We start from the raw sequence: 14423 nt of genomic DNA, 5'->3' as shown, positions 1-14423 counted from the left end.
ATACATAGTTTTGGAAAAAAATTGAACAAAATTTATTATTCTTGTGAAGCATAATATGGGAAGTGAAACATTTAGAAGATTGCTTAAATAAACGAGAATAGCGCAACATAATAGTTAAAGAAGGGTAGGTGTGAACCGCTGAGGTGAGAGTGCGCAGCGGGTAGAGATGGAAAATGAATCAAGAATTTTAATTGTAGATGATGAGGATCGTATTCGTCGTTTATTGAAAATGTACTTAGAAAGAGAACAATATACGATTGAAGAAGCAGATAATGGTGATACAGCTTTAGAAATGGCGTTGCAAAATGATTACGATTTAATCTTATTAGATCTTATGATGCCTGGTAAAGATGGCATTGAAGTATGTAAAGAGGTTCGTGAGAAGAAAGCGACACCAATTATTATGCTGACAGCAAAAGGTGAAGAAGTAAATAGAGTACAAGGATTTGAAGTTGGAACAGATGATTATATTGTAAAGCCATTTAGTCCACGTGAGGTCGTACTACGTGTGAAAGCGGTATTACGTCGTGCTGTACCAACAACATTCTTTACACAAGATACAACGACAAAAGATGTTACTGTATTCCCGCACTTAACAATTGATAACGATGCACACCGTGTTACTGCAGATGGTAATGAAGTAAACTTAACGCCGAAAGAATATGAGTTACTATTATTTTTAGCGAAAGCTCCTGATAAAGTATTCGATCGTGAGCAACTGTTAAAAGAAGTATGGCAATATGAATTCTTCGGAGATTTACGTACAGTTGATACACATGTAAAGCGTTTACGTGAGAAGTTAAGCAAAAAATCACCAGATGCAGCGAAAATGATCGTTACTGTTTGGGGTGTAGGTTACAAATTTGAGGTTGTGAACGACTGATGCTTTGGAGAAGTGTAGTAGGGAAGTTATGGATGACCATATTACTTCTCGTTTCGTTTGTTCTTGGATTTGTTGCGATTTTACTTTCACAGTTTTTTAGAACGTATTATGTTGATATGAGTGAAGCTAGGCTTCAAAAAGTTGCAACAAGTGTTTCAGAGTTAATTGAAGAAGGTGCCGATGTAAAAACGATTGAGAATATCGCTTACAAATTCTCTGACCCACTTTCAAGGATTATTATTGTAGAAGATGGTAAAGAAATCTCTTCTTCACCGAAACAAGAAGGGTTAGTCACTCTTACAATGGATGACTTAAAAGAAGATAAAGAATTAGCGGCTGTGTTTACAGACAAAAAAGAAATTAAGAATAATATTAGAAAAGCGTCTAATAGTAGGAAGAATAAAAACACCGAAAATGATATTATGATCGTCGGAAAACCAGTGCAATCAAAAAATCAAAGTGCAGTGTTCGTATATGAATCTTTACAAGTACCGATACAAGGTATGGAAAGAACAACTGATTTTATTTTCTTATCGGCTGGAATTGCGATTATATTAACAACTTTCTTTGCGTTCTTCTTATCTACTCGGATTACAGCACCGCTTCGTAAAATGCGTGAGGTTGCTTTTGAAGTGTCACGTGGGAAGTTTGATGCAAAGGCTCCTATGGTATCTCAGGATGAGATTGGTGAGCTTGCAACGGCCTTAAATCAAATGGGAAAACAGTTGAAGTTTAATATGAACGCCTTGCAACAAGAAAAAGAGCAGTTAGCAAGTATTTTGAGTAGTATGGCAGATGGGGTTATTACGTTAAATCAAGAAGGTGAAGTCGTTGTAATCAATCCGCCGGCCGAACATTTCTTACAAGTTTGGCAAGAAGAAAAAGAGATAGAGCTCAGTAAAAAACTACCTTCTGAACTTGTGGAATTATTCCATCTCGTTGTAGAAAGCGAACAACAACAAGTTGTTGAAATTAATTTACAAAAAGGAAACTATGTAGTTCTTATGACGCCGCTTTACAATCAAACGAAAATTCGTGGAGCTGTAGCAGTGCTGCGAGATATGACGGAAGAACGTCGTCTTGAAAAGATGCGTCAAGATTTTATTGCGAATGTATCACATGAACTTCGTACACCAATGGTCATGCTGCAAGGGTATAGTGAAGCGATTTTAGATGATATTGTGCAAACGAAAGAGGAAATAGATGAGTTTGTTCAAATTATTTATGATGAATCTGTTCGTTTAGGTAAACTTGTAAATGAATTGTTAGATTTAGCTCGTATGGAAAGCGGTCATGTAGAGTTACATATTGGTGAAGTGGATATACATCCGTTTGTTGAAAAAATTGGTCGTAAATTCCAAGGGATTGCAAAGGATAAAGAGGTCGCGTTAACGGTTGATTTCAAAGGTCCAATTGAACAATACCCGTTTGATGCAGATCGTATGGAACAAGTATTGACGAATTTAATTGATAACGCAATACGTCATACGAATGCAGGCGGACATGTAACGCTTGTAATTGATACGAAAAATAACGGTCTTATTTTTGAAGTACAAGATTCGGGTGCAGGCATTCCAGAAGAAGATATTCCATTTTTATTTGATCGTTTCTATAAAGCTGATAAAGCAAGAACACGTGGGAAAAAGGGTGGAACAGGACTCGGGCTTGCGATTGCGAAAAATATTGTTCAAGGCCATGATGGTAAAATTTCTGTATCAAGTGTTGTTGGAGAAGGAACTACATTCTCTGTATATTTACCGAATCGTATAATTTAGATATGCGTTTTTAAAGTTGATAATGAATAAAGTTCTGCTGTTTTTTATTTTTTTGTAAACTCAATTAAATAAAGAATGGTAGAACTTTTTTCTATGTTGCTCGAATAAAGAATAACAAGAGAGGTGCTGTGAAGAAATGAAATTATATACAAAAACAGGAGATAAAGGAACGACAAGTGTAATAGGTGGCAGGGTTGATAAAGATGATATCCGTGTGGAAGCGTATGGAACAATAGACGAGGCAAATTCTCATATTGGATATGCAATGACTAAGCTTCAAGGCGGGGCTTTTATAGATATTTACAATGAGCTCGAAAATATTCAACATGAACTATTTGATTGCGGAGGAGACTTGGCAATAGTGGAACAAAAAATTCCTTATAAAGTGACAATTGTGATGGTTGAAAGTTTAGAAAGAAAGATTGATTTATATATAGAAGAAGCCCCGCCACTAGAACGCTTTATTTTGCCAGGTGGTAGCGAGGCAGCGGCTACTATTCATATTGCACGTACTGTTGTAAGGAGAGCAGAACGCTCTATAGTATCATTGCAAAAAGAAGTGAAAATAAATGAAGTTGTATTAAAGTATGTAAATAGATTATCTGATTATTTGTTTGCGATAGCTCGAGTAATAAATGCCCGATTACAAGTGAAAGATGTGGAGTATAACCGTAGTGCAGTAGTTTTTCGTGATAAGAAAGAGAAGGAAGTGGAGTAATTCACTTTCTTTTTTTGTATACTTTTTTCTGTAATATACCAAAATAGAGAAGGTATGGTGGTAATTAGAAAACGGAGGATGTATATGAAAGTTTTAAAATGCGGTGTCATGTTATTGAGTATACTGTTTGTATCTCAATTACATGTTTATGCAGAAGAAAATCGATGGACCTGGCCTGTTGAAGGTCAGATAAGTGATTATTTTGGGACAAGGCATGGAAAACACTATGGTATTGATGTAGCTGCGCCGATTGGAACGCCTGTGGCAGCTATCCAAGATGGTAAGGTAACGAGGTCTTATTATTCAAGTAGTTATGGAAATGTTGTATTTATTAAACACGGAGAATATGAGGCTGTATATGCACATTTAAATAAGAGATATGTGGATCAAGGAGATTATATTTCCAAAGGAGAAAAAATTGGAGAAGTAGGGAACACGGGAGAATCGCGAGGTGCGCACTTACATCTAGAACTTCATCAAGGAAGATGGACGATGGCGAAAAAGAATGCGATGAACCCATTGCTTGTTTTAAGTGAACAAAGAAATGAAGTTGTTTCTTCGTCATTATATGTCGTACAAAAAGGGGATACTTTAGTTAGTATTGCACGGAAATTTAGTATGACACTTAAGGAAATTAAAGAAAAAAATGGATTGCAGCAAGAGCTAATTTATCCTAATCAACAATTATATGTTAAGTAAAGGAAACGCTTCAAAAATTAAACTTTGAACAAATTTATGTTCTTCTTAAATAAGATTCAATGTAAATGAAATTATATGGGCGCTTTTGCTAGAACTATTGAGTGAATCAGAGCATCTATATCTAAAAGAAAACCGTCCCAAAATTTATTTTGGGACGGCTTCTTTTACCAAAAAATAAAGACACATATAAATCCAGAAATAGCTAAATAGCTATATAAGTAAAAAACTTTTGTTCTTGTTTTCTCTTTTGTTCGAAACAGTACGATAGTCGGTTCAATTAAACCGATTGTCAAACAAAGTAGGCCAAGAAGCATACAACCAATCGAGATAGAATACAGGGCGATTTGTGGTGCTTGAAATGGAATCATCCATTTTAATAAAAATGCAATAAGTGCAGTGTAACAAATACTACCGATGTATTTATTCAGTGGTGTATTAGAACGAAAACCAGGAAGTTTTTTTAAGAAAGAGCGGGAAACAACTTCTGTTTGTAAAGATGTATGCTCTTCAATAATTTTTTGAGCTTCTTTTCCTTTTTGAAAAAGAGATAAGATCCAATTTCGCTCACCCTGAAAAATAAATTGAGAAGTTGTCAAATAGTGATCAATCTTCACTTTATTCCAACTCTTCCACGGATGACGCTCACACAATTTTAATTTACTTTCTGTTTTTTTATCATACTGATAAATACTGATGCCATCTTCATCGAAAGTAGCATAGTATGTCTCGTTTGAGAATGTGCCTAAATCAATTGGGCAGTAGAAAAGTAATTCTTTTTTTAAGTAAAAGTATTCTTTTCTTAAGTTTTTTTTCATTGCTTCTCGAATAGAATGTCTCTTGTCTTTTTTCATGACATTTCCTCCATAACTCAGAAAATGTTCTTATCTTAACAATTCAATATCTTATCACTTTTAATTATATATGACTAGGTAATTCAAAAGAGAAATGCCGAATAATAAAAAATATGGATTGTATTGTAAAATATCTCGCAATTTATTTGTTGTTACGAAAAATAAATAACTAATTTTAAATAAGTTACAATTTTTTAGTTCACAATGTTATGAGGTTGTTGTATAATGAAGGGGAAAATAGAATATCGGTCTATCTTCGGGGCAGGGTGAAAATCCCGACCGGCGGTGATGAACTATTTATGATTTTGTTCTAAGCCCGCGAGCCGTTAAGGCAGGATTTGGTGTGATTCCAAAGCCGACAGTATAGTCTGGATGGGAGAAGATGGAGGTTCAAGCGTTCAAAAAAGATATGGATTTGAACGTCTGTTTGATGTGCCTTAAATTCTCCCTTTGTGTAAAACACAAAGGGTTTTTTCGTTCTATGAAAAAATAGGCATAGCAGAACCTTTCCACTTTCCATGAGATGATCGATGGAAAAGGAGAGAGAAAGATGAAACAAAAAAACAGTGTAGTGCAGATGGTGAGTGTAGCGATGCTAAGTAGTATTGCATATTTACTAATGATGTTGGATTTCCCGTTCCCAGGGCTTCCGCCATTTTTGAAAATTGATTTTAGTGATGTACCAGCTCTAATTGCGGCAATTATCTTTGGACCAGTAGCAGGAGTGATTGTAGAGGCGATAAAGAACATTTTACATTACGGGATTCAAGGAAGTTTAACGGGAGTACCAGTTGGAGAAATTGCAAACTTTATTGCAGGATGTTTATTTATTGGGCCAGCAGCTTTCTTATTTAGAAAGTATCGTACTGTGAAGAGTTTAACTACAGGATTAATGCTAGGGACAATTACAATGGCACTTATTATGAGTGTATTAAACTACATCATCATATTCCCGGCGTACACTTGGTTTTTAAATTCACCAGCTATGTCTAGCGAAGCTATAAAAACAACGGTTGTAACGGCAATCTTACCATTTAATTTAATTAAAGGGATTGTTGTAACAATTGTATTTGTAGCATTATTCTCACGCCTGAAAGTATGGGTGTTTGCAAAAATGAAAAATGCATAATATATACTAAAACCATTAGTAGTGTGAAACTACTAATGGTTTTTTATTAAGGAAAATAAAATTTAGATACAAAAAACGCCCCTCATCAATAGGAGGGGCGTTTTTTGAAGTTAATAAAAGACTATTCGAATTTTAAAGCGTCTCCGTCGAATGATTCGTCAGCAACTTTAATTGAGTCAGTTGGACAGCCTTCGAATGCATCCATCATATCTTCAATTAATACATCTGGAATTTCAACGATACCTTGGTTATCATCTAATGTTACAAATGCAATACCTTCATCATCATAGTCATAAATGTCTGGTGCAGCAGCGCCACAAGCACCACATGCAATACAAGTATCTTTATCAACGATTGTATATTTTGCCATCTTTTTTCCCTCCTGATAATATGTATGTGAAAAGCTCGCCATAAAAATTATAACCTTATTGTAAAACGGTTTGTAAAACTTTTCAACATAAAATTATAATGATAATGCTTATCAATTAGAGTGTCAACTTATTTTTGAATTATGTCATAAGATTTTCAAAATACGTAAATATGATTTCGTTTGATACAATAGAATATATACAAGTATATAGTTCTTATATGATAAGTTTAATGAGCGACAGTAGATAGTGTAATTGTACTGAAAAGAATGAAGTTAAGATTGGAAGGTGGAAGCGGTCATGCAAATACAATATACTTTGTTGCATTGTTTAAAACAATTGAATGGTGAAAGAACCGTTTCTTCTATTTATTATTTACTAAAGGGCAAACGTTCTTCGCAAACTTTACAAGATGGAAATATGTTCCGAATTTCTTTTTTGTTCGGAATATATAAATCATTAAATAGAAATGACTATGATGGTGAAGTTGCAAAGTTGTTGCAAGCGGATTTTATTCAAGAAATACATGAAAATACATATGTGTTAACACCTACGGGTAAAATGCAGTTACATAAATGGGAGGAAGTTTATGCTTTTCCGGCGCATTTGCATGGTTTACATTATGGTGAATTAGGTGAAACATTTTGGAAAAGATTATCATTAATTATTCAAACCATATCAAATTTACAACAGAATAATACGAGATTTATTCCAATTCAGCAAGATACAGAAATAATGATGTGGGTGAAACGTTTTCTAACAGGAAGGCCATATAAGAGAAGTGAGTTGGCGAGAAAACTATGGACGGAAGTACATAATCTTTTAGAAAAGAGTAATGCGATAGAAGCGACGATTGTAACATATCGATTAACGGGTTATGAACGCATTGGTTGTACATTGCAACAATTAGCAGAAATTACGAAACAAGATATATTCAGGGTGTATTTTTTATTTTGGGGTACAATACATTTCTTTATACAAGAAGTTCGTGATAAAGAAAATGAATTTCCACTATTAGCTGAAATTATATCTTATCCAAATGAGAGAGCTGAATTATTTAGTTTATCCACGAAAAAAACATATAATTTTTGGAGACAAGGACGTTCTTTAGAAGAAATAGCGACGATTCGGAATTTAAAGGTTGCAACGATAGAAGATCATTTTGTTGAAATTGCTTTGCGAGAAAAAGATTTTTCTATTGAAATGTTTATGGAAAAAGAAAAGATAGACAAAGTAATAAAAGTAATTGAAGCATTGCAAACGCGGAAGTTACGTGTTTTGAAACAAGCGGTTGGAGAAGATATCTCTTATTTTGAAGTTCGTCTTGTATTAGCGCGGATGGAGGGTGTAAATGAAACTTGAAGAATATTTATATAAGTGGTTTGGATATTCTGAATTTCGTCCAGGTCAAAAAGGAGTAATTACAGATTTATTAGAAGGAAAAGATGTGATAGCAATGCTTCCGACTGGAAGAGGGAAATCTATGTGCTATCAGTTTCCGGGGCTTATGCGAGAAGGAACAGTGCTTGTTGTATCACCGTTATTATCTTTAATGGAAGATCAAGTGACACAATTAAAGTATGTTGTGAAAAACCGAGTGATAGCATTTAATAGTTTTCGGACATTAAATGAAAAAAGAGAAGCGATGAAAAAATTATCTTCATATAAATTTATTTTTGTTTCACCAGAGATGTTGCAGTCGGAGTTATTAATTAGGGAATTGAAGAAAATTCATATTTCATTATTTGTTGTTGATGAGGCTCATTGTATTTCTCAATGGGGTTATGATTTTAGACCGGACTATAAAAAACTAAATGTAGTTATTGAAAATATTGGTTCTCCTACAGTATTAGCATTGACAGCCACAGCGACAAAAGGGGTACTGCAGGATATCGCAGATAGTTTAAATTTAAAGGGTGCCGCGGAACATGTATACTCTATTGATCGTCCTAATATTGCAATGGATGTGCAATTTGTAGAGACGATAGAAGAAAAGAAAGAGGCGCTTTTAGAGCAGGTGATGTATTTACAAGGGCCGGGGATTGTATATTGCTCAAGTAGAGCGTGGACAGAAAGGTTAACGGAATACTTGAGAGGGAAAGGTGTTACTGGTGTAGCTTTTTATCATGGTGGTATGGAACATGAAGAGCGTATGTTAATTCAACAGCAGTTTATGAACGATCAATTGCAACTTGTAATATGCACAAGTGCATTTGGTATGGGGGTAAATAAGGCGAATACGCGATATATTATTCATTTTCATTATCCAACTAATATAGCCTCTTACTTACAAGAAATCGGAAGAGCTGGAAGAGATGGCGAACCGAGTATAGCTATTTTATTATGTAGTCCGTTGGATCATGATTTACCAATTTCAATCATTGAGGATGAATTGCCAAGTAAGTCACAAATAAAATTTTTATTTTCTTTACTACAAGAAAGAATATTTCAAACGAAGGAATTACCAATAGAAGATGTAGAAGAAATTTGTTATAATGCAGCAAGATTTAATGAGCAATATTGGCGTTTCGTTCGTTATCATCTCGAACAGGTTGGAATTATACAACAACGAAGATTATTATTAGAAGGTTTGTCAGATGAAATCATGAACCGATTAATAGCTGAAGTAGAAATAAGGTTGCGTAATAAATATAGTGAGCTAGAAAATATGAAGTCATGGATACAAGTTAAAGGGTGTAGACGTGAATATGTGCTGCAACAGTTCGGTTATAGGAAAGAGCAAGAGTTAATTAATTGCTGCGATTATTGCGGTATTACCAAAGAAGATTATAAAAAAAGACGAGCGCAACAATCGGATTTCGACTATAATTGGGAAACAGAGTTACAAAAGCTTTTCGGCCTAGAAAAGATGGAGGAATGATGAACATTCAAAGGCATAATGTTGAAGATATGAGTCCGCAGGAAATAAGGCTGAATCTATATATAACACAGTTAATTATTATCGGTATTGGCTGTTTACTGGCATATATATTATTTCAAGATGTAAAAGAAGTCTTTAATTTATGGAAATGGGAACCAGTATCTATACTTATTATAGGTGGTTTGTTAGCGATTGGTATTGTGTTATTAGATTATGTTGCAATGCGAGTGTTTCCGGAGTCATGGTTTGATGATGGTGGTATTAACGATAAGATGTTTCGAGGAATGTCCGTTCTACACTTACTCGTTATTACGTTCTTGATTGGTTTTGCAGAAGAATTTTTATTTAGAGGTGTAGTACAGACTCATTTTGGAATTGTAATTGCGAGCTTCGTATTTGCAGTGTTACATATTCGTTATATAACAAAGCCATTTTTATTTTGTTTCGTCTGTTTTATTAGTTTTGTCTTTGGTTATGTATTTGAATGGACAGGAAATTTGTTTATAACAATCTTTGCACACTTTCTTGTTGATTTTATAATGGGACTCCAATTAAGAAAATAAATGGAAGGTGGTGGTGAACAACATGAGGAAACGAATTCCTGATTTTGAAGAGGAATTAGAAGTTGAGCGAGTGGAAGAAAAAGAAAGTTTACCGCCGCGTAGTGAAATTCATAGAAATAAAGAGAAAAAACAAAAGTTTAAAATAAATCACATTTTCGTCCGGGTTTTAACATTTCTATTCATTCTTCTGCCGATTAGTATTTTGTGGTACACGGATAAATATATTCAGGTGAAGGGTGATAGTAATAATGCTGGAAAAAGTGCGTTTGAAGTAATCTTCTTTGATTCAGCTAAATCTGAGTCGCAGAAACATTCTGAAAAAGTAATAACGCATACTGTGAAAGAGGGAGAAACTTTAGAAAGTATAGCGAAGCAATATTTTTCAGATGGAAATGGAATTGAAGTAATTAAAAAGTATAATAACTTGCAGGAAGATGAAGTGAGTGCAGGTCAAGAATTAAAAATTCCGATAAAAGATAAGTCCACAAAGCAAGAAAGCTAGCGAGTTAAGCGATCACAGTTTGTTATAAAAGCCTAGGATTATCTTTATGAGGAGGGAGTCAAAAATATGATATGGATTATATTATTCAGTACTCTCATAGGCATGGGGATTTTATTACTTTTTGTGATGTATAAAGAAGCGATGCGTAATACGGTGTTGGAACATACTTTAGTATTTAAAGAATTTCCGAAAAGTTTTCAAAAAGTAAATGTGTTTTTTATTTCTGATATTCATAGAAGGGTCATTTCGAATTTGTTAATTGAACAAGTAAAAGGAAAAGTAGATCTCGTAATTATCGGAGGAGATTTAGCAGAGAAAGGTGTCTCTTTATCAAAAATCTCTGCGAATATTCAAAAGTTAAGAGAGATAGGTCCTGTATATTTTGTGTGGGGAAACAATGATTATGAGATAGAATATCATGAATTAGATGCGTTATTATTAGAAAATAACGTAAAAGTTTTAGATAATACAAGAGTGGTATTTGAGTCTGAATTAGGAGAGAAAATTTGTTTGCTCGGTATAGATGATGTTAGATTGCACCGTGATCGTCTAGATTTGGCATTGGCGGATTGTAAAGAAGATGGTTTTCGTATCCTAGTTAGTCACAACCCTGATATAATAAAAAAAATGTCTGGAAATGAACAGATTTCACTTGTGTTAAGTGGACATACGCATGGAGGACAAATCCGATTATTCCCATCTAAAAAATATTTAAAAGGTGGCGTATATAACCATTTGAATACGATTCTCTTTGTTAGTAATGGGTATGGAACAACATTGATACCACTTCGTTTCCGAGCACCTGCTCAAACACATATCATTACATTGTGCGGAGGGAAATGATGCCAACTCTTAGTGGGAAATATAATATAAAAGCCGTTTCGAATATAATTGGAGTTCAGCCGAGTACGCTTCGTGCATGGGAAAGACGATATCAAATTATTGCCCCAAAGCGGAATCAAGCTGGGCATCGCTTATATACAGAAGAGCATATTCAAATTTTAAAATGGTTAATGGAAAAAGTTTCTTCCGGTATGATGATTGGACAAGCAGTTCAGTTATTAGAAGAGAATCGTTTGCAGAGTACAGTTCAAAAAGAGATACATTTCGATAAAGAAGTTGTTTTAGTGGACGATTTGCTACAAGCTTTGTTAAAATTTGATGAAATTACAATTGCTGCATTATTAAACGAAGCTTTTAGTATATATTCAACAGAAAAGGTTGTTGCCAGTATCGTTCTTCGAGTGACAGACAAATTATTAACGTCAAAAAATAATAATGAGATTTCAATGGTGCAATTTCAATATGCACTATCATTTTTACAAACGCGTCTAGGGATGGTGTATCACAATGCCTCAATGTTTTCCTCTTTACACAAAGTTATTGTGTTAGAAAAGGATGCATTGAAAGGATTTATTTTTTCAACTTATTTACGCTTAAAAGGATATGAGGCGATATATATTAGGACAAGCTTAGCTGAAGATGGTATGTTATCAGCGGTAGAGGAAATACAGCCGAAATATGTATTTATATCTTTTGCTGACGAACAAGAAATGAAAAAGACGATGAACTTTATAAATTTATTACAAGAAAAAAGGGAATCTCTTTCTGTTGGATTTATCGGAAAGCTAGGCGTTCTAAACCAGTTGGACATTGAAACAATCTTAATTGGTGATACGAAAGAAGAATGGGATGGATGGTTAAAAATGTCGGAATAGTTGTTCGAAAAGAACCATCTATTTTCTATTTCATATAATAAAAATTAGATGCATTGGTTACGTAGGGAGGGTATGAGATGAGGCTGGAACGATTAAATTACAATAAGATAAAAATTTTTCTAACATTTGATGATTTATCTGAACGAGGATTAACGAAAGAAGATTTATGGAGAAATGCACCGAAAGTACAGCAATTATTTCGTGATATGATGCAAGAAGCAAATAAGGAATTAGGGTTTGAAGCAGATGGTCCGATTGCAGTTGAAGTGTTTTCTCTACAAGCACAAGGGATGGTTGTAATTGTAACGAAAGAAAATCAAGAAATGGATACAGATGATGAGTTCCGTGACGAGTTTATTGAAATGCAAGTGACTCTAGATGAAAGTGAGCATATATTATATGAGTTTGCTACGCTAGATGACGTAATTAACCTGTCGAATCGCTTATATAACCTTGGTGTAACTGGCGGAAAGCTATATACTTGGGATGAGCGCTTCTATCTTTGGGTGGAAGAAGAGGAACAAATTCAATTGTTAAAGGCGGATTTTATAGCTATTTTAGCGGAATACGGTAATCCGTCTACAGCAACCATTTATCGCATCATGGAGTACGGTAAAGAATTAATGGATGTTAACGCGATAGAACAAATACACAATTACTTTGTGAAAAAACAAAACCTCAGCTAATACAACATAGCTGAGGTTTTGTTTTTATTTGGAGAAGGGAAGGGATGATTGTAAATACTCGAACATACTTTTTGAAAATAAAATATGCAGTTTTATGGGAGGGTGGTTGATGAAAATAAAAAATATTTAAATATTTAAGTATTTTACTTTTCTAAAAGTAATAAAAGGACTATAATAATAGTGAAAACGCTTGCAACAGAAAATAGTTTGTATATATTTGTTAGCGTTTTCTATTGCATTCCAAATTTAAGGGTGTATACTAGGCAATGAAGGTTTACTAAACAAGTGAAATTACAGGGGGTTTACTTACTATGGTAGCCGAAAAGGGAACTCAAACAAAAACACAACAACAAAGGGAACAACATTTTGAACTATTGAATTCAACACAAATTGTTATTAGTGAAGCGTTAGAAAAATTGGGTTATCCAAACGAAGTATATGAATTATTAAAAGAACCAATTCGTATGATGACAGTGAAAATACCAGTTCGTATGGATGACGGGACTGTTAAAATATTTACAGGATATCGTGCGCAACATAATGATGCTGTTGGTCCAACGAAAGGTGGAATTCGCTTCCATCCGAATGTAACAGAAAATGAAGTGAAAGCACTTTCAATCTGGATGAGTTTAAAATGTGGTATTGTTGATTTACCATATGGTGGAGGTAAGGGTGGAATTATCTGTGATCCACGTGAAATGTCATTCCGTGAGTTAGAAAGATTAAGCCGCGGTTATGTACGAGCAATTAGCCAAATCGTAGGTCCGACGAAAGATATTCCAGCTCCAGATGTATTCACAAACTCTCAAATTATGGCGTGGATGATGGATGAGTATAGCCGTATTGATGAATTTAATTCACCAGGATTTATTACAGGTAAACCGCTTGTATTAGGTGGATCACATGGACGTGAAACAGCAACAGCGAAAGGTGTAACAATTTGTATTCGCGAAGCTGCTAAAAAACGTGGCATTGATATTAAGGGTGCACGCGTTGTTGTTCAAGGATTCGGTAATGCTGGTAGCTTCTTAGCTAAATTTATGCATGATGCAGGTGCGAAAGTTATTGCAATCTCAGATGCTTACGGCGCGTTACATGATCCAAACGGATTAGATATTGATTATTTATTAGACCGTCGTGATAGCTTCGGTACAGTAACAAAGCTATTTAACAATACAATTTCAAACAAAGAATTGTTAGAACTTGATTGCGATATTTTAGTACCAGCTGCAATTGAGAACCAAATTACAGAAGAAAATGCTAATGATATTAAAGCGAAAATCGTTGTTGAAGCTGCAAATGGTCCAACAACATTAGAAGCGACTAAAATTTTAACAGATCGCGGAATTTTGCTTGTTCCAGACGTGTTAGCAAGTGCTGGTGGTGTAACAGTATCTTACTTTGAGTGGGTACAAAACAACCAAGGTTACTACTGGACTGAAGAAGAAGTAGAACAACGTTTAGAAAAAGTAATGGTAAGATCATTTGATTCTATTTATGAAACAGCACAAGTTCGTAAAGTGAACATGCGCTTAGCGGCGTACATGGTTGGTGTTCGTAAAATGGCTGAAGCAAGCCGCTTCAGAGGTTGGGTATAAAATATTATATCTTGAGAAAACGTGATTTCCTTTCGAGGGAATCACGTTTTTT

The 14423-nt window shown here is 34.5% G+C and carries 15 protein-coding genes and 1 riboswitch; of the genes, 13 read left to right on the top strand and 2 right to left on the bottom strand.

What is annotated here, in order from left to right; translation table 11 throughout:
• The first annotated feature begins 166 nt into the window (after positions 1 to 166).
• The 4 genes from resD to ACTFR3_RS09205 all read left to right on the top strand — a co-directional run bounded on the left by resD (position 167) and on the right by ACTFR3_RS09205 (position 4075).
• On the top strand, positions 167 to 883 hold the full coding sequence (gene resD, locus ACTFR3_RS09220; protein WP_440044369.1) for a DNA-binding response regulator ResD: 717 nt from the start codon (positions 167 to 169) through the stop codon (positions 881 to 883).
• On the top strand, positions 883 to 2658 hold the full coding sequence (gene resE, locus ACTFR3_RS09215) for a sensor histidine kinase ResE (RefSeq protein WP_000964677.1): 1776 nt from the start codon (positions 883 to 885) through the stop codon (positions 2656 to 2658). Before resD ends, resE begins: the two co-directional genes overlap by 1 nt.
• 136 nt (positions 2659 to 2794) lie before the next feature.
• Entirely contained in the window at positions 2795 to 3376 is a 582-nt protein-coding gene (locus ACTFR3_RS09210) for a cob(I)yrinic acid a,c-diamide adenosyltransferase (RefSeq protein ID WP_000781269.1), read from the top strand.
• Positions 3377 to 3460: 84 nt separating this feature from the next.
• Positions 3461 to 4075, top strand: coding sequence for a peptidoglycan DD-metalloendopeptidase family protein (locus tag ACTFR3_RS09205; RefSeq protein ID WP_000866117.1), 615 nt, complete (start codon positions 3461 to 3463; stop codon positions 4073 to 4075).
• Positions 4076 to 4239: 164 nt separating this feature from the next.
• Here ACTFR3_RS09205 and ACTFR3_RS09200 read toward each other — a convergent pair whose 3' ends face one another.
• On the bottom strand, positions 4240 to 4926 hold the full coding sequence (locus ACTFR3_RS09200) for a hypothetical protein (protein WP_000710837.1): 687 nt from the start codon (positions 4924 to 4926) through the stop codon (positions 4240 to 4242).
• A 248-nt stretch (positions 4927 to 5174) separates the two neighbouring features.
• Positions 5175 to 5314: riboswitch (FMN riboswitch) on the top strand.
• A 162-nt stretch (positions 5315 to 5476) separates the two neighbouring features.
• On the opposite strand from ACTFR3_RS09200, the gene ACTFR3_RS09195 reads away from it, so the two are divergent.
• Positions 5477 to 6055, top strand: coding sequence for an ECF transporter S component (locus ACTFR3_RS09195; protein WP_000810855.1), 579 nt, complete (start codon positions 5477 to 5479; stop codon positions 6053 to 6055).
• A gap of 121 nt (positions 6056 to 6176) precedes the next feature.
• Here the strand turns inward: ACTFR3_RS09195 and ACTFR3_RS09190 are convergent, their stop codons facing one another.
• A complete protein-coding gene (locus ACTFR3_RS09190; RefSeq protein ID WP_001151993.1) occupies positions 6177 to 6425 on the bottom strand; it encodes a ferredoxin in 249 nt (82 codons plus the stop codon).
• A gap of 298 nt (positions 6426 to 6723) precedes the next feature.
• On the opposite strand from ACTFR3_RS09190, the gene ACTFR3_RS09185 reads away from it, so the two are divergent.
• The 8 genes from ACTFR3_RS09185 to gudB all read left to right on the top strand — a co-directional run bounded on the left by ACTFR3_RS09185 (position 6724) and on the right by gudB (position 14371).
• A complete protein-coding gene (locus tag ACTFR3_RS09185; RefSeq protein ID WP_001167004.1) occupies positions 6724 to 7785 on the top strand; it encodes a helix-turn-helix domain-containing protein in 1062 nt (353 codons plus the stop codon).
• Positions 7775 to 9304, top strand: coding sequence for an ATP-dependent DNA helicase RecQ (gene recQ / locus ACTFR3_RS09180; protein WP_000762973.1), 1530 nt, complete (start codon positions 7775 to 7777; stop codon positions 9302 to 9304). Before ACTFR3_RS09185 ends, recQ begins: the two co-directional genes overlap by 11 nt.
• Complete coding sequence (locus tag ACTFR3_RS09175) at positions 9304 to 9867, top strand: CPBP family intramembrane glutamic endopeptidase (RefSeq protein WP_001025780.1); 564 nt, start codon at positions 9304 to 9306, stop codon at positions 9865 to 9867. Before recQ ends, ACTFR3_RS09175 begins: the two co-directional genes overlap by 1 nt.
• Before the next feature lie 22 nt (positions 9868 to 9889).
• Positions 9890 to 10369, top strand: a complete 480-nt coding sequence (locus tag ACTFR3_RS09170; RefSeq protein ID WP_001231553.1) for a LysM peptidoglycan-binding domain-containing protein — start codon at positions 9890 to 9892, stop codon at positions 10367 to 10369.
• A gap of 66 nt (positions 10370 to 10435) precedes the next feature.
• Positions 10436 to 11212: a metallophosphoesterase gene (locus ACTFR3_RS09165; protein ID WP_440044368.1), complete on the top strand. Its 777-nt coding sequence runs from the start codon at positions 10436 to 10438 to the stop codon at positions 11210 to 11212.
• Entirely contained in the window at positions 11212 to 12087 is an 876-nt protein-coding gene (locus ACTFR3_RS09160; RefSeq protein ID WP_001142718.1) for a MerR family transcriptional regulator, read from the top strand. The genes ACTFR3_RS09165 and ACTFR3_RS09160 overlap by 1 nt, the downstream gene beginning before the upstream one ends.
• Before the next feature lie 77 nt (positions 12088 to 12164).
• Entirely contained in the window at positions 12165 to 12773 is a 609-nt protein-coding gene (locus ACTFR3_RS09155; protein ID WP_001235402.1) for a genetic competence negative regulator, read from the top strand.
• A 311-nt stretch (positions 12774 to 13084) separates the two neighbouring features.
• Positions 13085 to 14371, top strand: a complete 1287-nt coding sequence (gudB, locus tag ACTFR3_RS09150) for an NAD-specific glutamate dehydrogenase (protein ID WP_000225173.1) — start codon at positions 13085 to 13087, stop codon at positions 14369 to 14371.
• Positions 14372 to 14423 lie beyond the last annotated feature (52 nt).

It is taken from the genome of Bacillus cereus group sp. MYBK14-1 (assembly GCF_051916885.1).
In the GTDB taxonomy this organism is placed as follows: Bacteria; Bacillota; Bacilli; order Bacillales; family Bacillaceae_G; genus Bacillus_A; species Bacillus_A cereus.
This window is presented reverse-complemented; position numbering and strand designations above follow the sequence as displayed.